The organism is Phytoactinopolyspora limicola (genome assembly GCF_011320225.1).
Lineage (GTDB): Bacteria > Actinomycetota > Actinomycetes > Jiangellales > Jiangellaceae > Phytoactinopolyspora > Phytoactinopolyspora limicola.
In genome coordinates, this window is record NZ_JAAOEN010000001.1 from 505,040 (window position 1) to 525,190 (window position 20,151).

General features: G+C 65.8%; 19 protein-coding genes. 10 read left to right on the forward strand and 9 right to left on the reverse strand.

Going from position 1 to position 20,151, the window contains the following annotated elements; translation table 11 throughout:
- Window positions 1-2: 2 nt before the first annotated feature.
- From G8760_RS02465 to G8760_RS02510, 10 genes are all read left to right on the forward strand, one after another.
- Window positions 3-2,129 (forward strand): DUF6049 family protein, encoded by a 2,127-nt coding sequence (locus G8760_RS02465; RefSeq protein ID WP_166346147.1) that lies wholly within the window; start codon window positions 3-5, stop codon window positions 2,127-2,129.
- Complete coding sequence (murJ, locus tag G8760_RS02470; protein ID WP_166346150.1) at window positions 2,126-5,704, forward strand: murein biosynthesis integral membrane protein MurJ; 3,579 nt, start codon at window positions 2,126-2,128, stop codon at window positions 5,702-5,704. The genes G8760_RS02465 and murJ overlap by 4 nt, the downstream gene beginning before the upstream one ends.
- Window positions 5,701-6,363 carry an RNA polymerase sigma factor SigM gene (sigM, locus tag G8760_RS02475; protein WP_166346152.1) on the forward strand — a complete coding sequence of 221 codons (663 nt, stop codon included), beginning with the start codon at window positions 5,701-5,703 and terminating at the stop codon, window positions 6,361-6,363. The genes murJ and sigM overlap by 4 nt, the downstream gene beginning before the upstream one ends.
- Entirely contained in the window at window positions 6,360-7,226 is an 867-nt protein-coding gene (locus tag G8760_RS02480) for an anti-sigma factor (protein WP_166346155.1), read from the forward strand. The genes sigM and G8760_RS02480 overlap by 4 nt, the downstream gene beginning before the upstream one ends.
- Window positions 7,227-7,405: 179 nt before the next feature.
- Window positions 7,406-8,383, forward strand: coding sequence for a thioredoxin-disulfide reductase (gene trxB / locus G8760_RS02485; RefSeq protein WP_166346158.1), 978 nt, complete (start codon window positions 7,406-7,408; stop codon window positions 8,381-8,383).
- Window positions 8,384-8,461: 78 nt separating this feature from the next.
- Entirely contained in the window at window positions 8,462-8,785 is a 324-nt protein-coding gene (gene trxA, locus G8760_RS02490; protein ID WP_166346161.1) for a thioredoxin, read from the forward strand.
- A gap of 9 nt (window positions 8,786-8,794) precedes the next feature.
- The gene (locus G8760_RS02495) at window positions 8,795-9,931 is read left to right on the forward strand and encodes an N-acetylmuramoyl-L-alanine amidase (RefSeq protein WP_166346164.1); all 1,137 of its coding nucleotides are present in this window, start codon (window positions 8,795-8,797) and stop codon (window positions 9,929-9,931) included.
- A 119-nt stretch (window positions 9,932-10,050) separates the two neighbouring features.
- On the forward strand, window positions 10,051-10,452 hold the full coding sequence (locus G8760_RS02500; RefSeq protein ID WP_166346167.1) for a cupin domain-containing protein: 402 nt from the start codon (window positions 10,051-10,053) through the stop codon (window positions 10,450-10,452).
- Window positions 10,453-10,643: 191 nt separating this feature from the next.
- Window positions 10,644-11,981 carry an aminotransferase-like domain-containing protein gene (locus G8760_RS02505; protein WP_166346170.1) on the forward strand — a complete coding sequence of 446 codons (1,338 nt, stop codon included), beginning with the start codon at window positions 10,644-10,646 and terminating at the stop codon, window positions 11,979-11,981.
- Between the two features lie 51 nt (window positions 11,982-12,032).
- Complete coding sequence (locus G8760_RS02510; protein WP_166346172.1) at window positions 12,033-12,989, forward strand: D-alanine--D-alanine ligase family protein; 957 nt, start codon at window positions 12,033-12,035, stop codon at window positions 12,987-12,989.
- A gap of 119 nt (window positions 12,990-13,108) precedes the next feature.
- On the opposite strand, the gene G8760_RS02515 is transcribed toward G8760_RS02510, so the two are convergent.
- The 9 genes from G8760_RS02515 to rpmH all read right to left on the reverse strand — a co-directional run bounded on the left by G8760_RS02515 (window position 13,109) and on the right by rpmH (window position 19,951).
- Window positions 13,109-14,521, reverse strand: coding sequence for a S1 family peptidase (locus tag G8760_RS02515; protein WP_166346175.1), 1,413 nt, complete (start codon window positions 14,519-14,521; stop codon window positions 13,109-13,111).
- Window positions 14,522-14,715: 194 nt separating this feature from the next.
- Entirely contained in the window at window positions 14,716-15,735 is a 1,020-nt protein-coding gene (locus G8760_RS02520) for a ParB/RepB/Spo0J family partition protein (protein ID WP_166346178.1), read from the reverse strand.
- Window positions 15,732-16,784, reverse strand: a complete 1,053-nt coding sequence (locus G8760_RS02525) for a ParA family protein (protein ID WP_425502273.1) — start codon at window positions 16,782-16,784, stop codon at window positions 15,732-15,734. Before G8760_RS02525 ends, G8760_RS02520 begins: the two co-directional genes overlap by 4 nt.
- A 163-nt stretch (window positions 16,785-16,947) precedes the next feature.
- Window positions 16,948-17,568, reverse strand: a complete 621-nt coding sequence (gene rsmG / locus G8760_RS02530) for a 16S rRNA (guanine(527)-N(7))-methyltransferase RsmG (protein WP_207781939.1) — start codon at window positions 17,566-17,568, stop codon at window positions 16,948-16,950.
- Between the two features lie 38 nt (window positions 17,569-17,606).
- Window positions 17,607-18,122 carry a Jag family protein gene (locus tag G8760_RS02535; RefSeq protein ID WP_207781940.1) on the reverse strand — a complete coding sequence of 172 codons (516 nt, stop codon included), beginning with the start codon at window positions 18,120-18,122 and terminating at the stop codon, window positions 17,607-17,609.
- 56 nt (window positions 18,123-18,178) lie between these two features.
- Window positions 18,179-19,117 (reverse strand): membrane protein insertase YidC, encoded by a 939-nt coding sequence (gene yidC, locus G8760_RS02540; RefSeq protein WP_207781941.1) that lies wholly within the window; start codon window positions 19,115-19,117, stop codon window positions 18,179-18,181.
- 6 nt (window positions 19,118-19,123) lie between these two features.
- Window positions 19,124-19,450: a membrane protein insertion efficiency factor YidD gene (yidD, locus tag G8760_RS02545; RefSeq protein WP_166346185.1), complete on the reverse strand. Its 327-nt coding sequence runs from the start codon at window positions 19,448-19,450 to the stop codon at window positions 19,124-19,126.
- Window positions 19,451-19,801 (reverse strand): ribonuclease P protein component, encoded by a 351-nt coding sequence (gene rnpA / locus G8760_RS02550; RefSeq protein WP_166346188.1) that lies wholly within the window; start codon window positions 19,799-19,801, stop codon window positions 19,451-19,453.
- Window positions 19,802-19,816: 15 nt separating this feature from the next.
- Window positions 19,817-19,951 (reverse strand): 50S ribosomal protein L34, encoded by a 135-nt coding sequence (gene rpmH / locus G8760_RS02555; protein WP_166346191.1) that lies wholly within the window; start codon window positions 19,949-19,951, stop codon window positions 19,817-19,819.
- Window positions 19,952-20,151: the final 200 nt, after the last annotated feature.

The following is a 20,151-nucleotide window of genomic DNA, read 5'->3' on the forward strand; positions in this document are numbered from 1 at the left end:
GTATGCCCGGCCGGACAGTCCTGACCCTCGCCGCGGTGGCCGCAGTCACAGTGATCTTCACAGCTACGGCCCCGGCGGCTGACCGGCCCGACGCTCGCGACAGTGGCGCAGCGGGTTCAAGCTACCTGCACACGGTCGAGCCGTCCGTGCTCCGCCCGGGTGACACCCTGACCCTCGCCGGCGTCATCGAGAACACCGGTGACGAGCCGTTATACAACGTTCAGGCGCTCCCACGCTGGAACACCGTACAGCTTGAGACCCGCGACGAGATCCCACTCATAGCCGACGACCCCAGCGTGCGCTGGGGCTTCCGGTACGACGATCCGTTCCAGGTGGTAGCCGAGCGGTTAGGCCCGGGCCAGAGTGCGGAGTACCGACTCGACATCGATGCCGAGCAGCTCTCGTTCGGCAGCCCCGGCGTCTACGCGGTGGGCGTGGACATCCGCGGGTCGGCCTCCGACGGCGAGCGGCTCACCCTTGATACCAGTCGCACGGTGCTGCCCTGGATCCCTGAGGAGCCGTCCAGCACCGTCCAGGTAGCGCTGTTCTGGCCGGTCGAGGCACCACCGTCCTTGCTTCCCGACGGCGGGCTCGGCAACGATGCGCTGGCCGCCAGGATTTCCCCGGGGGGCTCGCTCGATGCGATGGTCGATGGTGCGGGCTCGAGTCCGGTCACCTGGCTGGTGGACCCGGACGTACTCGACACCGTCGATGCCATGAGCACCAACTCGGACGGCGACGCCGCAGCCGCGGCACAGAGTTGGCGGTCGACGTTCGACGCGGCCACTGGTGGTCACCTCTACGTCCTGCCGTATGCCCGGCCGGACCTGGCGGCGCTGCGAGCAGTGGACCCCCCATTGGCGGCACGTCTCGCCACCGAGTCGGTGGACGCAGCGCGGCAAGCGGTCGCCTCGCAGTCCGGCGCCCGGACCGGCGTGGCTCGGCCTGATGCCAGCGCCGACCCGGGCATCCTGGCGATCCTCGCCGAGGCTGGGGTTCGGACCATCGTGATGTCGGCGACTGCCGCCACACCAGCCAACCATCCGCTCGCTCAGCTGGACACCCCGGAAGGTGAGCTCGACGTCGTGCTCACCGATCCGGGCCTGGACGGCACCATCACCGACGCCTATAACTCCACCAACACCGAGGCTGGGTTGCTGGAACTTCGCCAGCGCTGGGCGGCGGAGACGGCTATGGCGACGCTTCAGGCCGATGTACGCGGCGGGTCGGTGGTGCCGATGGTGGCCGCCCCGCCGGCCAGGTGGACACCCGACGAGGAACTCACCTCTGCCATCGTGGACGTCTGGACGTCGCTCCCATGGGTGGATCCGGTCACCGTCGATGAACTCGACGCCCCGGCACAGCGCGCCATGGTTGCGCCGAACCCCGGGGATCCGGTGAATACGCTCCCAGCGGAGAACATCACCGCCGCCGGCGAGCTCGACGAGGCCGTCCGCAGGTATACCGATCTGCTCGCCGAGCCTGACCCGGCACAGAGCCGCGCCCTCGGCCTAGCCGCGCTGCGTGCCGCCTCCACGGGCTGGCGGGACGATCCGGCCGCTGGACTCGATTACGCCTCGGAGATCTCCGACGAACTCACCGAGCGGCTCGACGGCGTGCACGTCACGGTGCCCGAGTCGGTCACCCTGTCCAGCCGGACCGGTATCTTCCCGCTCACCGTCACCAACGACCTCGACGAGCCGGTGACCGTCAAGCTCGCCATACAGGCGGCCAACCCCGACCGCCTGCGTATCGACGACGTGCCCGAGCAGTGGGTCGACGCGGGTTCACGTGAAACCATCGAGATCAAGGCCGAAGCCGCGACGAACGGCCGAGTACCCATCACGGTGCAGCTCGTCACCCCCAGTGGCGCCGCCCTCGGACCGGCGACGCAAGCTGTGGTTCACGCCACCGACTACGGCGCCATCGGCTGGATCATCATCGCGGGTGCCGGAGCTCTGTTCGGCGCGGCCATGATCCGGGCTATGCTGCGCCGGCGCAATGCTTCCGACGACGAACCCGACCAAGGCCATGAGGACGTTCCCGAGCCGGCCCAGCCCAACGAACCGACGAGCTACGCACCCGCCGACCGGCCGATGACCGCCCATACGCCGGAGGTCAGCCGGTGACGACCACGTCCAGCACGGAGTCGCCGGAACCACGGCGGCCCAGTCTTCTAGGGTCGAGCGCGGTGATGGCCGCGGGCACGGTGGTGTCCCGGCTGACCGGGTTCGGGCGGGCCGCCATCATCGCGGCTGCCCTCGGCCTCACGGTCACCACAGCCGACGTCTTCAACGTACCCAACGTCATCCCCAACATGATCTACATCTTGGTGGGTGGTGGTGTTCTCAACTCGGTTCTCGTGCCGGTCCTCGTCCGCGCCATCAAGAACGACGCCGATGGCGGAGCGGCGTATTCGCAGCGGCTCTTCAGCCTCACCGTGACCGTGCTGGCGGTCGCGACCGTTGTAGCGGTGCTGGCCGCGCCATGGATCATCAGGGCGATCGCCGACTCCCGGTTCCTTGAACCGGATATGCGACCGTACTACGACAACATGGTCATGTTCGCCCGGTTCTGCCTGCCGCAGATCTTCTTCTACGGGCTCTACGTGCTGATCGGCCAGATCCTGAACGCCAAGGGCAGGTTCGGGCCGATGATGTGGGCGCCGATCCTGAACAACGTCGTCGCGATCGCTGTCTTCGCGCTGTACCTGGTGATGTTCGGCACCAAGTCGCCGGGCGCCTTCGAGATGTCCGAGATGTTGTTGCTTGGGCTCGGTTCTACCGCCGGGGTGGTGGCGCAAGCCCTGATCCTCATTCCGGTGCTCCGCAAGACCGGCTTCTCATTACGCTTCCGGACCGACTGGCGTGGTTCCGGGTTGCGTGAGCCAATCCGCATGGGGTTGTGGAGCGTCGGGTTCGTCATCGTCAACCAGATCGCCTACATGTTCTTCGTCAACGTGGCGACGGGCGCCAGCGCCACCGCGGGAGCCGACGGGGCCGGTTACACGGTCTACCAGAACGCGACGTTGATCATGATGGTGCCGCACGCGATCATCACGGTGTCGCTGGCCACCGCGATGCTTCCGCGCCTGGCCGACCTCGCCGCCGATGGCTACCTCGACGAGGTCCGGGAGAAGCTCGTCTCGGTTGTCCGGATCTGCCTGGCGATCATCTTGCCGCTTGCCGCGCTGATGGCGGTGCTGGCCTTCCCGCTCACCGCGATGATCTTCGACTACGGCGAGGCACGAGGCCAAACGGGCATGCTCGCCCGCACCCTCATCGCGTTGCTACCCGGTCTGCTCGCGTTCACGGTGCACTACCTGTGTCTGCGCGGCTTCTACGCCCTGAAAGACACCCGGACACCGTTCTTCACCCAGTTGTGGATCGCGGGTGTCATGATCGTGTGGGCGGTCGGGCTCAGCGTGATCTCTCCAAGCCCGCATATCGTGACGATGACGCTGGCCACCGGATACAGCGCGGCCTATCTGGTCGGCGCGACGGTTAGTGTGATCCGGCTGCAGCGAGAGATCGGCTCAGTGCAGTTCGCCCCACTGGTGCAGCATCTCGTCCGCCTGGTGATCCCCACCGGTATCGCGGCCGTCGTCGCATGGCTCATCTGGCGGGGCTGGTCCGAGCTTGGCCTGCTCAGCTTCCTCCCATCACTCATCGAGCGTCTCGTCGAACTCGCTGTCAGCGCGTCGGTCGGCGCCGCGACCTTCGTCGCCCTTGCCTATGCCTTCCGCATCACCGAGGTTCGACGGGCCATGGAAATGGTCCTAGCCCGGCTACGGGGCCGGACTACCGGCGTCGACACTCCCGCGGGCGCGGAGGCGACGAGCGTCCCGGACGACATGCTGGAGGAAACCGCCGACTACATCCCGCCTGTGGTCGAGACCGGAACCCTCAGCCTCTTCCGGCCCACGTTCGACCCAGACGTCACGATGGAGTTCTTCCTCGACGAGACCATGCACGGCGCCACGATGCACGGCATGCCCAGCGTGGCCGGCGCGGCGGACCGCCCGCGGACTCCAAGCATCCTGGAGGAGGGCCGGATCGGGCGTCGACACCACCACCTCGACGTCGACACCCAACCAGAACTGCCGGTCACGCCGGGGGGCACGTCCGCCCCACCGCCGGCCGGCCAGACACGCACCCTCGCCGGCCGGTATCGCGTCGACAATCTCCTCGACGACACCGCCGGGGTGCGTTCGTGGTACGGGTTCGACAACGTCTTGCAGCGGCCGGTGTTCGTCCAGACCATCCCCGCCGACGACACCCGCGCCGACGAGTTCGTCCGGGCCGCCCGTAAAGCGTCCACGGCAGAGGACCCCCGGTTCCTGCGGATCCTCGACATCGGTACCGAAGAGTGGTCGTATCTCGTCCGGGAGTGGACACCTGGTCGCAGCCTGGCCGGACTGCTCTCCGACGGCCCGCTGCATCCCGAGCACGCCTCGGCGATCGGCCGTGAGGTAGCAGATGCTCTTGCCCTGGCCCACGGCCAAAGACTGTCACATCGACGGCTCGTGCCCACGTTGGTGTTCCTCACCGCGGAGGGCTCCATCAAGATCGCCGGGCTGGAGACCGAGGCCGTACTCTATGGTCCAGCCAGCCTGGCCCCGGACAGCACACAGCCACCGGTTACCGATCCAGCCATGCTGGACGCCGCGGGGGTGGGCGGGATCCTGTATGCCTGCCTCACCGCGCGGTGGCCCAACGGCAGCAGCGGCGGGCTCGATGCTGCCCCGCTGATCGACGGCCGGCTGGCCTCCGCCCGTCAGGTCCGCCCGGGTGTCCCGACGGCGCTGGACACCATCACCGACCGCGCCATCGGCAACGCCGGACGTCATCACGCCGTCCCACTCCGGTCCCCGTTCGAGGTGGCCTCCGAACTTGGCGCCGGCCCAGGAACCGACCAGTTCGAGATCGTCCGGCCGGTCGCCCACGCCGCTGGTGGAGGCGCGTTGTTGGACGCCGTCGGCGGCAGTCACGGCAATGGAGGCTCCGGTGCGGCGTCCGGTGCGGTTCGATCCCGGCGCGAGCGACGGAAGCCGAGCCGGCTCAACCGGTTCCTCGGTGTGTTCGGTGCCGCCCTGCTCCTGGTTGGCGCCACCCTCGTCGGCCTCCAGCTGATGCTCAGCGCCTTCGACGATCCCGACCGTCCGCCCCCTGAACAGCCCAGCGCCACCGAGCCGGGCACCGACACCACGTCGCCGTCGCCGGACGACGACATCGAACTCGTTCCCCTGAGTCGGACCAGTTCCGACTACTTCGACCCCTTCGGCTCCACACCGGAGAGCCCGGAAGTCGTCGGCAACGCCATCGACGGCGACGCCGAGACGATCTGGCCCACCCTGCGGTATTACAGCCCACTCGAAGACCAGAAACCCGGTGTGGGGTTGTGGATCGACCTCGGCGAAAGCCGTGAGGTGTGGGGTTTCGAGCTGACTCTGATGAACGAGGACACCGACATCGAACTGCTCGTCGCTCCACCCGACGCCGACACCCCACCAGGCGCGCTCGAGGGCTGGACCCAGGTTCACACCGAAGAAGAAGCCGACGTCAGCTTCGCTCATACACTTGAGGAATCGGTCACAACACGCTATGTCTTGGTGTGGTTCACGCGGCTACCGCTGTACCAGGGGGAATATCGCAGTGGTATTGCTGACGTCACCGTGTTGGGCACCGAGGGAGGTTCGGATTGACCAGCGGGTCCTCGGGCTACCTCGAGTTCGACGACGAAGAGCTGCTCCGGCGGCACGTCGATGGTGAGCACGACGCGTTCGGCGAGCTGGTCCGGCGCCATCAGGATCGGCTCTGGGCGGTAGCGCTACGTACCCTCGGCGATCCCGACGACGCCGCCGACGCTCTGCAAGACGCCCTGGTCAACGCGTTCCGTCGGGCATCATCGTTCCGGTCGGAGTCTGCGGTGACCACCTGGCTGCATCGGGTGGTGGTCAACGCCTGCCTCGACCGGGTCAGGCACACCGCGGCCCGCCCGTCCGATCCGGTTGCCTTCGATGGCACCGAGTCGCCGGCCGTCACCGCCGCGGCCGCGCCGGGCGCGGATCCGGCGGACATGACGCCGCTCCGGCTCGACCTCGAGGCGGCCCTCGCCACTCTCCCGCCCGAGCAACGGGTCCCGCTGGTGCTCGTGGACGTCGAGGGATACCGCGTGGCGGAGGTAGCCGAGATGCTGGGCCTTCCCTCGGGAACCGTCAAGAGCCGGTGCGCTCGCGGGCGGGCCCGGTTGCTGCCTCTGTTGACATCGGACGATCCGCGGTCATCCGGGCGGAACCATCCGGACCACGGCCGCGTCCCACCAGCAGCAACCAGTGAAACGGGAGGAGGTGAGCGTCGGTGAGCTACACCGGGGCACATCCTCCTGACCATGTTCTCGCTGAGCTGGCCGAGGGAGTTCTCGATGCTCACGATGCGGCCGGGGTGCGCGAGCACACGAGTACCTGCCAGGCCTGTTCGGTAACGCTGGACCGGCTCGCACACGTCACCCGTGCGCTGCGGGAGGCACCAGCCGAGATCAGCATGCCAGCCCACGTCTCGGCCCGCATCGGGGCCGCCCTGACGGCCGAGGCAGCAGCGTCGACGGCCGAGGCGGCCGGCGGAGCCGCCACGGCTGGGGCGACATCATCGGCGGCAACCACCGACGAGCACGACGCCGTGATCGTCCCCTTTGACGACCGCCCGGTCGCCTGGTTCCGCAAACGACTACCCCAACTGGTCGCGGCCGCCGCGGCCGCCGCCGTCGTTGGGTTCGCCGGGTACGCCGTCTTCTCCGACAACGATCCTTCGGTGCCGGCCGCTGGCCAGAACCCGGACGATGCCGCTGAGTCCGCGGAGATGACGGCCGCCGATGAAGACGAGGACTACGCGGGCGACGCCGCCGACGAAGATCTTGACGACGACGCTCCGCGGCTGGCCGACGCGCCGGAACGCGACGGAGACGACAACATCTCGGCCGAGGACGAGGATCTACTCGCCGACATCGCCCTTGACATCTGGGCGACGGGATCCGAGGTCTCTCCGGGCTGTGGCGACATCCTGGCCGACGACCTCCAGTACCCCCTGGTCGGCAGTGCGGAGGTGGCCGATGAGGTGCTGGTGGTCTTCGCCGATGGTGGTGAGCTGTTCGGATGGATGCTCCCGGACTGTGAGTCCGGGCCCACCACCGGTGAGCCGGTCGTAGCGGTGCCCGAGCCGCAGGACTGACGGCCACCGCTCGCCGCTGGCCGTGGCGACCCTCAATCTGGCTCCCACCGGCCGGTTAGTCGCCCGGGACGCGGCGCTCCTGAGCGGCCCCGGCGTGGCGGTTCGGCGCCGGGAATTCTCGGCGCCTAGGATCCGTTGGGCCAGATGGATTCATCACTCGTCCCGCGGAAGGCTCCAACGTGACCGACATTCGACAGGTGATCATCATCGGTTCTGGCCCAGCCGGTTATACAGCTGCGGTCTACGCTGCGCGGGCCCGCCTCGATCCGATCGTCCTCGAGGGTGAGATCGACTGGGGCGGCGCCTTGATGAACACCACGGAGGTAGAGAACTACCCCGGCTACCGCGATGGCATCATGGGGCCGGCCCTGATGGAGGAGATGCGGGCCCAGGCCGAGCGGTTCGGGGCGCAGCTCGTCACCCGGGACGCCGTGGAGGTCGACTTGAGCGGCCCGGTCAAGTTCGTCAAGGACAGCGACGGCAACGAGTACCGGGCGCACGCGGTCATCCTTGCCATGGGTTCCGGTTATCGCAAGCTCGGGCTGGTCAATGAGTCTCGCCTATCCGGACACGGCGTATCGTGGTGCGCCACCTGTGACGGGTTCTTCTTCCGCGAACAGCAGATCGCCGTCGTCGGCGGGGGCGACTCCGCGGTCGAAGAGGCGACCTTCCTCACCCGGTTCGCCAGCAAGGTGTATCTCGTCCACCGCCGTGACGAGCTGCGCGCCTCGAAGGTGATGCAGGAGCGCGCGTTCGCCGACGAGAAGATCGAGTTCGTCTGGAACACCGAGGTCCTTGACGTCCTGGGCGAAGAAAAGGTGTCTGGCCTGCAACTACGCAATACCTCTACCGGTCAGGAGAGCACTCTGGACGTCACTGGACTGTTCGTGGCCATCGGTCACGATCCCCGGTCCGAGCTCGTCCAGGATCAGGTCGATCTCGACCCGAATGGTTATGTTGTGGTCGACGCTCCGTCCACGCGCACCAACCTGGCGGGGGTGTTCGCTGCTGGAGACCTGGTGGACCACATCTACCGACAGGCTGTCACCGCGGCCGGAACCGGTTGCGCGGCGGCGCTTGACGCCGAACGTTATCTGAGCGAGCTCAGGTTGACGCCCACGGCCCAGATCGGCGAATCCGAACTCGTGCCGTCCTGATGTCGATGGCCTCAAGGGCTCCTAAGGGGTCCTTGGCCAGCCGCGACGTACCGCACCATTTATAGATGAGGAGTACCCATGGGAACCATCCAGCACGTCACCGATGCCGACTTCGAGGAGAAGGTGCTGAAGAGCGACAAGCCGGTCCTCGTCGACTTCTGGGCGGAGTGGTGCCGGCCTTGCTTGATGATCGCTCCGGTGCTCGAGGAAATCGCGCAGTCGCAGGACAAGCTACAGATCGTCAAGCTCAACATCGACGAGAATCCGGCCACGGCCGCGGCCAACCGCATCACCTCGATCCCGGCCCTGAACGTCTACTCCGGTGGTGAGGTCGTCAAGCAGATCATCGGCGCCAAGCCGAAGTCCCTCCTGTTGAACGAGCTCTCCGACTACGTCGGCTAGTCTCGTTCGATGACCACGGTTCGTTACCGGCTGGGCGACACCGGACCCGCCATCTCCGAGATTCGCACCAAGCTGACCCTGCTGGGGCTGCTGGACGACACGGCGCCCGGGCCACACACCTTCGACGAGGATGTGGACCGCGCTGTCCGGCAGTTTCAGCAGGAGCGGGGGCTGACGGTCACCGGCGTGGTCGACGCCACCACGTACCGGGTCCTTGACGAGGCTCGTTGGCGGCTGGGTGACCGGCTGCTGTCGTACGTGGTCGCCAACCCTCAAACCGGTGACGACGTCCTGGCGTTGCAGCGCCGGCTGTCCGAGCTCGGCTTCGATGTCGGCCAGGTGGACGGGGTGTTCGGTCCGCGCACCGGCGAGGGTGTCCGTGAGTTGCAGCGTAATGTCGGACTGTCGCCGGACGGTACCTGCGGCCCGAGTACGTTCAAAGCCCTGGATCGGCTCGCGCCGATCGTCACCGGGGGCCGGCCGGACAGCCTGCGCGCATCGGAGAAGCTCCGGCAGGCCGGCAAACGGCTGCCCGGCAAGGTCGTCGTGATAGATCCCGGACATGGTGGAAGCGACCGCGGCAATACCGGACAAGGTTTGGAAGAGGCCGCGATCGTCGAGGATCTCGCGGTCCGGATCGAGGGCCGGCTGGCGGCCACCGGCGTCCAGGCATACCTGACCCGCGGCCCAGGCTCCGACACCGAGCTCGATGAAGCCGCGCGAGCGTCATTCGCCAATGAAACGGGCGCCAACCTCATGGTGTCCTTACACGTCGATGCCCATCCGAATCCGGCGGCCTCAGGTGTCTCCACCTACTACTACGGCGGAGACCGCCCTGGCACCACCAGCGCCATCGGAGAGCAGTTCGCCGGGCTCATCCAGCGTGAGATCGTTGCCCGGACCGACCTGGTCAGCTGCCGCAGCCACGCCAAGACGTGGGATCTGCTCCGCCACACCAAGATGGCCACCGTCCGGGTGGAGCTGGGTTACATCACGAACGAACGTGACGCGGCGCGGTTGGCCGATCCAGACTTCCGTGACGTGGTCGCCGAGGCGATCGTCGTCGCCGTCCAGCGGGTATACCTCCCCACCGGGGAAGACGCACCCACGGGTGTGCTCAATCTGCGTGACCTCGCCCAGGCTTAGTGTCGTGCGACAGGGCCCGCCCGCGCAGATCACATCACGTTTCCACGCCCTCCAGGACGGGCCAGCTCCTGCTCATTGGCCCTGTGTGGTCCAGCTGCACACCTGAGACAATGGGCGATATGTCCACAGCATCGAACCCGTCTACCGAGTCGGTACCAACCACCACCACATCGGCTTCGGCAGAGACACCCACCGCCGGTACCCCACCAGTATCGATCTCCGAGGTGATCGCGTCGCTGCCCGGTCCGTGGCAGCAACGTGAGCTGGCCCTCGTCAACGACGCGGTGGTCCGCCTGGCCCGGTTCGAAGGTGAGTTCCCTTGGCATCATCATGACGAGGACGAGCTGTTCTTGTGCTGGGACGGACATTTCCGGATCGAACTCGAGGGTCGCGAGCCCGCGGAGCTGAACCCGGGTGACATCTTCGTCGTCCCACGTAGAGTCAGGCATCGGCCGGTGGCCGATGAGCCTGCGCACGTCTTGATGGTTGAGAAGCCTGAGACGACACAATACGGAAGCTAAGCAGCCCGCACGGATGGGAGCACGCGTGCCCGGCGACGCCTTATTCACGCGGGTTCAAACATCCGGCCAGGGTCTCCCGGCTCGACTGGGCCCTGGTGATGTGCGCAGGCGGCCAATTTGAGGCATTGTTAGAGGTTGGCACCGCAGCGAGCGGTGCCCGCGTATGCGATGAGCGAAGGTGGAGGTGTGAGATGGGCCAGGATCCCGACGCGACGCAGAGGATAACCGCCGCAGCACCCGCCACCGGCTCCCGCCTCGACGCTTACGTCGATCGGTACGCCACCCGAACCCACGGCATGACCGCCTCCGAGGTGCGTTCGCTGTTCGCGGTCGCGTCCAGGCCTGAGGTCGTGTCCCTCGCGGGGGGAATGCCGAACATCTCCGGTCTCCCGCTGGACATCGTCGGCTCCCTGCTCAGTGACCTCGTCAGCACCCGGGGCCAAACCGCCCTGCAGTATGGCTCCGGTCAGGGTGATCCTGGCCTGCGTGAGCAGATCTGCGAGGTCATGCAGGCCACCGGGGTCCGCGGTCATCCCGACGACGTCACCGTCACCGTCGGCTCACAACAGGCGCTCGACCTCGTCACCCGCATCTTCATCGATCCCGGCGACGTGATCCTGGCCGAGGCGCCGTCCTACGTAGGCGCATTGAGCACCTTCCGGTCCTATCAAGCTGACGTCGTCCACGTCGAGATGGACGACGACGGATTGGTGCCGGAGCGGCTGCGGGAGGCCATCACCACCGTGACGGCCAGTGAGCGTCGGATCAAGTTCTTGTACACCATCCCGAGCTTCCACAACCCCGCCGGGGTGACACTCACACCGGAGCGCCGGGCCGAGGTCCTCCAGATCTGCCGCGACGCCGATGTGCTGATCATCGAGGACGACCCTTATGGTCTCCTGGGTTTCGATGGCGCGGTGCCCCGTGCTATCCGGGCCGACGGCGACGACGGCGTGGTCTACCTGGGCTCCTTCTCCAAAACGTTCGCACCGGGATTCCGGGTGGGCTGGACGCTGGCGCCACACGCGGTGCGCGAGAAGCTGGTCCTGGCCGCCGAGAGCAGCGTGCTGTGCCCGCCCGCCTTCAGCCAGCTGGCGGTGTCACAGTACCTGTCGGCATTCGACTGGCGGGGCCAGGTCAAGGCCTTCCGTGAGCTCTACCGCGAACGTCGCGACGCGATGCTCGACGCCCTCGACGACCTCATGCCCGATGGCACGTATTGGACCCGACCCAACGGTGGCTTCTACGTCTGGCTGACGTTGCCCGACGGCTTGGACGCCAAGGCCATGCTGCCCAGGGCGGTCACCAATCGAGTGGCGTATGTCCCGGGCACCGCGTTCTACTCCGACGGCTTTGGCAGCCGCTCCATGCGGCTTTCCTACTGTTACCCCACCCCTGAACGTATCCGGGAGGGGGTCCGCCGCCTGGCTCAAGTGGTGGAGCAGGAGATGGAGCTACGGGCCGCCTTTGGTGCTTCCTCGTCGTCGCGTCGGCCCGGACTCGATGCTCCGGCACCTGACCAGCACTGACGCCTGCGGCACTCGACCGGCTGGTATCTCATGACGAAAGAAGGCGATCAGATGAGCGACCTCGGGCATGTGCTCGTGTTAGCCGGTGGCCTGTCGCATGAACGAGACGTCTCCTTGCGCTCCGGCCGGCGGGTGGCCGAGGCACTTCGGGAGATCGGTGTCGACGTCACCCAGCGCGACGCCGATGCCGATCTCCTAGCCACTCTTGCCGCGGATCCACCAGACGTGGTCTTCCCACTGCTCCACGGAACGCAGGGTGAGGATGGCGCCATCCAAGAGGTTCTCACTCTGGCGGGTATCCCGTACGTCGGCTCACCCCCGGGTGCCTGCCGGCAGACGTTCGACAAGCCGGTAGCCAAGGCGTTGGTGGAGAAGGCCGGGCTGGCCACGCCGCCGAGCGCGGTGCTGTCCCAGTCAACGTTCCGCGAGTTGGGCGCCGCGGCACTCTTGGATGCCATCGTCACTAAACTCGGGCTCCCTCTGGTCGTCAAACCGGCTCGGGGAGGATCCTCACTCGGTACGTCGGTGGTGACTGACGTGGCGGTCCTGCCATCCGCGATGGTCGAGTGTTTCGCCTATGGTGAGGCCGCACTGATCGAGCACATGATCGAAGGCGTCGAGATCGCCGTATCGGTTGTGGATACCGGCGATGGCCCGGTTGCGCTGCCACCCGTCGAAATCGTCGCCGAGTCCGGTACATATGATTACCACGCCCGCTACACCGCCGGCGCCACCGAGTACTTCGTCCCCGCTCGGCTCAGCACTGACGTCGCGGCGATGGTCGCGCAGGCCGCCGTCACTTCACATCGCGTGCTGGGGCTTCGAGATCTCTCCCGGACTGACATGATCGTCGACGGTACCGGCCGGCCGTGGCTGCTCGACGTCAACGTCGCACCGGGCATGACGGAGACCTCGTTGCTGCCACAGGCAGTCCAGGCGGCGGGTATCGGACTTGGTGAGTTGGCACGCGACCTATTGGTCGCGGCTACCCGACGCCCCGGTCCGTGATCCGGTCTTCGCCGGTCCTCAAGCTCTCGGTCCTCGAGCTATAGAGATTCGCACGCAGCACACCCGGCGGCCACACAGGGATGACCGCCGGGCAGCGTCGTGAAGGAACGTGTCAGCCGCTAGGGCCCGGACACGCCGAGGGTGTACTCCCCACCCTCGCTCCACGCTTGGACGTGCACCCGGTACGTACCCGGGGCACCGTTATAGGTGATGCGTTTCTCCGTCTCCGAGCCTGCGGCATAGTAGACGAAGTGCCACTGGTTACCGAACTGGCGTTCGAGGAACACGATGAATCCGGCTGGAGCGGCCAGGCAGATCTCGTGCACCCCTGCGGGGGCGGTGTAGCCGCCGGCCGGGTGGTAGGCGCTGCCCTGCAGCGATAGCGATCCGGTGTAGGTGTTGTTGTAGTCCTCGCACCCCTCGGGCGGCTCGGGTTCGGGCCCACCACCATTGTCGGTGGTGACGAGGTTGAGGTTCAGGGCGCTGAGCACCGGGTTGAGCGGCTGGAAGTACATAATGCCGCCGCCACCACCAGAGGTCATTCCCTGGGCTTGCCCGGCCCGGGTGATGATCGACCCGCCCGAGTCGCCGGGTGCGGCTGGCACGTTGGTGCGGGTCAATCCACAGATGGTGCCCTGCGGATACGTGACGCAGGTGTTGAACTGCAACACCTGCCCCTGGCACGTGAACCGGCTGGTCGAACCCGATCGGCACAGCTGCGAGCCCACCGGGGCTACCGTGCTCCCGCGCACGTCCATGGTGCCTGGGTAGGTGTTGACCCAAGGACGAACTGTCCAGTTCTGGTTGATCTGCACAGCGTTGTAGTCGTTGCCCGGGAAGCTGCGTCGGACGATGGTTCCTTGGGGTTGCTGGTTGTGTCCACGCACGGCCTGGTTGAGCGAACCACAGTGGCCAGCGGACACGTATCCGTGGACGGCGCCGGTCACTGAGAAGCCGACCGAACACCTCCCCTGGCCAAAGTAGTACGCGTCGCCGCCGCGGATGTCCTGTAGTAGTTGAGGCTCCTCATTGGAGTATTCGTATCGCACCACATCGGCATCGACGCCGCTGGACTCGACCCACTCGGCCGCGGCATCGGTGTCAGAGGTGAACACCACTACGCTGTTGGTTGGGGCGTCTGGCCCCCACGAGGCCACCGCATCCGGCGGGTCGGCGGCATCGGCGAGATCGGCTGTGATGTCTTCCAGGTCGGATAGCGGACGGTCCGCGTGGACGATCTCCACGTCTGATGGGACGGCGCTGAGGACCGCGTGGCCGGTGGTGGTCGCGGCAACCTTGAGCACATCTCCGTCGATCCATGCACCGGCATAGTCGTCGCCGAGCGCCACTTCTAGCGCTTCTGCGGTCAGACTTGCCTCGTACTCTGCGTCAGCCTTGGCGTCGGCCACGGGCGCGGCCCGTTCTTCGGCCGGCGCCGTCGTGTCGCCGGCAGCGCCGGCAGCCGAGAGCGGCACCAGCGCCAGAGCGGAACACGCGAGCACCGCTCCGATCGGTTTGAGGCGAAAAGTCATGGGATGGGTCTCCTTGACGGCTACGGAGCTGAGGGCGCGCACCTCAACGGGACAGTTACTGAAAACATAACTGCCAATTCCCGGTCCGAAGGAGCTGTCAGATTCCCCCTAACACTGAGTTATGTCCCACTTTCCCCATGATCATTGGCTTCTAACTACCGGATCCGGTAGTTAAAAGCCAATGATCATGGGGCCTAAGGGGCGCTCGTGTCCTTGGGAGGCGTCAAAGAGGGGTCGATGGCACCGACGATACGATCGAGATCGTCAATGCTGGCGAACTCGATGGTGACCTTCCCCTTGTTTCTGCCTAGGTCCACCTTCACACGTGTCTCTAGCCGTTCAGAAAGGGCATCTGCGATGTCCGTCAGCCGTGGAGCCACCGGTTTGGGACCGCGGCGCGGCTTGGTTGACGGTGTGGCATCGTCGCCGATGGCCACGATCTCTTCGACGGAACGTACACTCAGCCCCTCGGCGACGATCCGCTGCGCAAGCCGCTCCTGCGCACCTCCGTCACTAAGGCCAAGTAGAGCACGCGCATGTCCGGCCGAGAGAATACCCGCGGCGACACGACGCTGAACCAGAGGCGGGAGCCGGAGGAGTCGCAGTGTGTTCGATATCTGTGGTCGGCTGCGGCCGATCCGCCCAGCTAACTCGTCATGGGTACACGAGAAGTCGTCCAGTAGCTGCTGATATGCGGCGGCTTCCTCTAGTGGGTTGAGCTGACTGCGGTGCAGGTTCTCCAGCAGCGCGTCCCGCAGCATGTCGTCGTCGGACGTTGAACGGACGATCGCTGGGATGGCCGTCAGACCGGCGCGCTGTGACGCTCGCCAGCGGCGTTCTCCCATGACGAGCTCGTATCGGTCACCGTCGAGGCGCCGTACCACGATTGGTTGGAGTAGGCCGATCTCCCGGATGGAGAAGGCCAGCTCCTCCATCGCTTCCTCGTCGAAGTCTTGACGTGGCTGTTTGGAGTTCGGGGCGATCGCTGCGACCGGGATCTCGGCGAATGTCGCGCCGTCGACGGGCACGAGATCGTCGACGCTGTCCGTTGTTTCACGTGAAACAGTGCTCGACGGGTACACACTCGGCACAGCCGGAGCCGACGATCTGTCCCCGTCAACATCGACACCGGGCGGAGCTCCATTACCGTCCACTGGCGCCGTAGGGATCAGCGCTCCCAGTCCGCGACCGAGCCCCCTGCGCCGCTCCGTCATTGGTGGTCCCCCGTCCTCGACTCGAAGTTTCCGACGCCGCGTTCCGCAATCTCCCGCGCTGCCTCCAGATACGACAACGCACCGCTGGAGCCAGCATCGTAGGTCATGACTGTCTGCCCATAGCTGGGAGCCTCACTGATCCGGACCGAACGGGGGATCGCGCTCTTCAGTACGGTGTCTCCGAAGTAGCGACGTACCTCTTCCGCCACCTGAGACGCGAGCCGGGTACGTCCGTCGTACATCGTGAGCAGAATGGTCGACACCGCGAGATCCTGGTTCAAATGGGCGCGCACCATATCGATGTTCTTGAGGAGCTGGCTCAAACCCTCCAGGGCGTAATACTCGCACTGGATCGGGATCAACACCTCGTCGCCACCGACCAGCGCGTTCACCGTCAGCAGGCCGAGTGATGGAGGGCAGTCGATGAAGACGTAGTCATAACGTTCCGGGTCGGCCTTCACATGCTCGGCAATCGCGTTGCGTAGGCGCGCTTCACGAGCCACGGTGGACACAAGCTCGATCTCCGAGCCTGCGAGGTCGATAGTGGCGGGCACACACCACAACGTCTCGAAACCTTCCACCGCCTGCACGACCTCGCCCATCGGACGCTGATCGATCACGACATCGTAGATACTCGGTATCTCCGCGTGGTGATCGATGCCCAGGGCCGTAGACGCGTTTCCCTGCGGATCGAGATCGACGACAAGCACCCGTAGTCCACTGACCGCCATGGCCGCAGCCACGTTGACCGCTGTGGTGGTCTTGCCCACGCCGCCCTTCTGGTTAGCCACCACCATCACCCGCGGCGCACTTGGCCGAGGCATTGGCATACGAGTGCGCCCGGCCGCGATCAACGCGGCCGCCGCCTCGCGGGCGATCGGGGTGTCGACGTCCATCAACGATCCAGGGCCTCCGATGTCGGCGAACTCAGCCGCCGTACGCACCGTAGGAACGTCGCTGTTCTCCACGTTTGGTTCTTCACCGCTCACCGGGTCATCCTCCGGAGGTCGTTCCGCCACGACAGACGCTGGCGACCGGGTGATCGCCATCCATCCCACTGGTCCGTCCCCCGGACCCCTGCTGCCACCGTCCATCTGTGGCCAGCCAAGTCCACGCACCACCGTCGTCATACTCTCAAGGTCGTCCTTCCAGGCCACCTTTGCCCCCGTCGCGCCTGCCACGGTTCATACCATTAGTCACCGGCGCCCCCGTTCAGCGTCCGAGTGTTACCACTGCCACCAAGGTAGCCGGATCGACGACATTCCTCCCGACGCTTTCCACGCTCCAAGACGATGCGCCGGCCTTACGTAGATCATCAGCCGCCGTCCGTAGCTCGTCACGCACCGACTCACCCTTCAGCGCCAGCAGGCGCCCACCTGGCCTCAGGAGCGGAACACTCCAGCGGAACAGTTGGCCTATCTTGGCCACGGCACGTGCGGTCACCACGTCGAAAGGCTCCGGCGCCCGGTATTCCTCAGCCCGCGATCGGACAACGTCAACCGATTGGAGGCCGAGTAGCGCCACTGTCTCTCGGAGAAAGTCAGCCCGCCTCAACATCGGCTCGATCAGCACTAGCCGCAGGTCAGGGCGGGCGATGGCGAGCGCGATGCCCGGCAAGCCTGCTCCCGCTCCGACGTCCGCGACGAGTTTGCTCCGGCCTATCAGCTCGCTGATGACCACACAGTTCAGGAGATGGCGATCCCACAGCCGCGAGACTTCTCGTGGGCCGAGAAGCCCCCGCTCAATGCCGGCAACCGCCAGCCACTCCGCATACCGTTGAGCGATCGGCAGCCGCTCACCGTAGATCTCAGCCGCAGCAGCGGGCGGCCTCACGTCAGTTTCACGTGAAACCGGCTGCCCGCTTTCCTCGGTCACGCCGGAAGTACCACCACGTACCGTCGCGGCTCAACGCCCTCGGACTCGCTTCTGAGTCCCGCCGCTCCAACGGCGTCATGGATCACCTTGCGTTCAAACGGGGTCATCGCGCCAAGCGACTCTGGCTCGCCGGTCGAACGGACGGTCTCGACGGCCTGTTTGGCAAGGTCGATCAGCTCACTCTTACGTTGTGCCCGGAACTGACCCACATCCAGCATCAACCGACTGCGTTCTCCCGTTTCACGGAGCACCGCAAGGCGGGTCAACTCTTGAAGCGCCTCAAGCACTTCACCGTTAGAGCCGGTCAGCGTCTCCAGGCCATCACCAACTACCGAGACCACAGCCCGGTCGTTCTCGACGTCCAAGTCGATGTCACCGTCGAGATCGGCGATGTCGAGCAGTCCTTCCAGGTAATCGGCCGCGACATCACCCTCGTGCTCCAACTGGCTCACGTCTCGTCCCGCCGCACCCTCGGTGTCTGGTGTGGCTGTACCCGATTCCGCTTCACTCACCAATGACTCCTCAACAACTGACCTCGTACCGACCTGGCCGTCCCTTGGCCCGGAACTCACCTACGCTTCTTCTTACGCTGCGACCTACTCGTGCGCTTCGGTTGCTGGCGTCGGGCTTCACCGTTCTCCTGGCCCGGCTCTACCTCTGGCTTCTCCTCCGGATCGGCCACCGTCAACCCCTTACGGCGCGCTTTCTCCGCCTGCCGGCGCTGTTGTGCCTTCTCGGCATCACTCCCTGGAGCCGGCATCCGCCGGATCACATAGAGCTGTTGTCCCATCGTCCAGAAATTGGAAGTCAGCCAGTAAAGCACGGTGCCGAGCGGGAAGTAGACACCCGAGAACAGGAACACCAGCGGTAGAACGTACAGAAGGATCTTCTGCTGTTGCGCGAACGGGCCTTCCAGCGCTTCCTTGGGCATGTTCTTGCGCATGATCTGCCGCTGCGTCACGTACTGCGACACCACCATACCCACGACCATGATCATCGCGAGCACTCTGGTCTGCATGACGTCGGTGGTCAGGAACGAGTCGGCTAGCTTCGCACCGAATACCTCGGCTCGTCCGGCCGACTCGAACAGGTCCTCGTGGTTCGGGAAGGCACCACGGGGCCTGTCTCGGGCGATGCCATCCAGCACCCGGAACAGCGAGAACAAGAACGGCGCTTGAAGCAGGATCGGCAAGCACGAAGCAAACGGGTTCGTCCCCGTCTTCTTGTAGAGCTTCATCATCTCCTGTTGGAGACGCTCACGGTCGCCTTTGTACTTCTTCTGCAACTCCCGCAGCTGCGGCTGCAGAAGCTGCATCTTTCGCTGCGACCGAATCTGGCGCACGAACAGCGGGATGAGCAGCGTACGGATGACGATCACCAGGCCGATGATCGACAACGCCCAGTTGACGCCGTCGTGATTAATACCGAGCAGCTCCGCAAAGACCCAATGCCAACCCATCATGATGTAGCTGACCAGCCACAAAAGCGGCGCGAGAACGGTATCCACGGGTGCTCAGGCTCCTCGACAAGCAGGGATGGCGGAGATGGACTCGGGCTGCCGGTGACCAGCGGACGGCTCGTCTTCGCCGTCCGTCCCGGCGGCCCGTCCCCACCACAGGTAATTGTCCGTCGTCGGCACGAGGTCGACGCCCCCCGCACACCACGGATGGCATCGCGCGAGCCGTCGAAGCGCCAGCCATGAGCCTCGAACCGCTCTATGCGTCTCGACCGCACCAAGTGCGTAGGCCGAACAAGATGGGTAATAACGGCACGTCTGGCCGTACAGCTGGCTGACCACCAACCGATAGAGCTTCAGGACGGCGACGATGAGCTTGGTCATCTAGCGGCTCCGAACTCGACGAAGCGCACCGGAAAGTGCTCTGTCCAGCTCGCCGGCTAGCTGGGACGACGAGGCACCGGCCGCCCGCGGCAACGCGCGCACCACCAGGGTGGAGCCGGCCGGCAGGTGATCGACCTTGTCGGCCATCAGATGACGCAACCGGCGGCGCACGGTGTTTCGGACCACTGCGCCTCCTACTGCACGTCCCACAACAAAGCCAACCTTTGCCGGGATCGGTTCTTCCGTTACCGCCACATGCACGACCACCGAAGCCGCTCGCGCCGCGGAGCCCTGCCGGACCGCCGTCGTGAATTCACGCGACCGTCGCAGCCGATGCTCAGGCTTCAGCACTCTCGTGCCGTCGTGTCATGCCGACAGCCGCGCTCGACCCTTACGCCGCCGGGTGGAGACGATGGCACGGCCGGCGCGGGTGCGCATGCGCAGCCGGAAGCCGTGGGTTCGGGCACGACGGCGGTTGTTCGGCTGAAAGGTGCGCTTCACGTCCGGGCTCCTGGTGATCGAGAGACTGGCTGTCTTTACGTACACGATAGATCAGGCGACCGACGCCACACTCAGCCAGCACACCGTGCACTTGTGTCTTAGGCACACTGAACAGAGCCCCCGTCGGACCGATCAACGGTACGTGTTGAGGGTTGCTCAGGTCAAACTGCCCTCGTACCAGCACCTGGAGCCACGCAAAC

Coding starts and splice junctions, on each gene's coding strand:
- G8760_RS02465 (WP_166346147.1), top strand. CDS start 3: ATGCCCGGCCGGACAGTCCTGACCCTCGCCGCGGTGGCCGCAGTCACA.
- trxA (WP_166346161.1), top strand. CDS start 8,462: ATGGGAACCATCCAGCACGTCACCGATGCCGACTTCGAGGAGAAGGTG.
- G8760_RS02495 (WP_166346164.1), top strand. CDS start 8,795: ATGACCACGGTTCGTTACCGGCTGGGCGACACCGGACCCGCCATCTCC.
- G8760_RS02500 (WP_166346167.1), top strand. CDS start 10,051: ATGTCCACAGCATCGAACCCGTCTACCGAGTCGGTACCAACCACCACC.
- G8760_RS02505 (WP_166346170.1), top strand. CDS start 10,644: ATGGGCCAGGATCCCGACGCGACGCAGAGGATAACCGCCGCAGCACCC.
- G8760_RS02510 (WP_166346172.1), top strand. CDS start 12,033: ATGAGCGACCTCGGGCATGTGCTCGTGTTAGCCGGTGGCCTGTCGCAT.
- G8760_RS02515 (WP_166346175.1), bottom strand. CDS start 14,521: ATGACTTTTCGCCTCAAACCGATCGGAGCGGTGCTCGCGTGTTCCGCT.
- G8760_RS02520 (WP_166346178.1), bottom strand. CDS start 15,735: ATGACGGAGCGGCGCAGGGGGCTCGGTCGCGGACTGGGAGCGCTGATC.
- G8760_RS02525 (WP_425502273.1), bottom strand. CDS start 16,784: ATGGCGATCACCCGGTCGCCAGCGTCTGTCGTGGCGGAACGACCTCCG.
- yidD (WP_166346185.1), bottom strand. CDS start 19,450: ATGACCAAGCTCATCGTCGCCGTCCTGAAGCTCTATCGGTTGGTGGTC.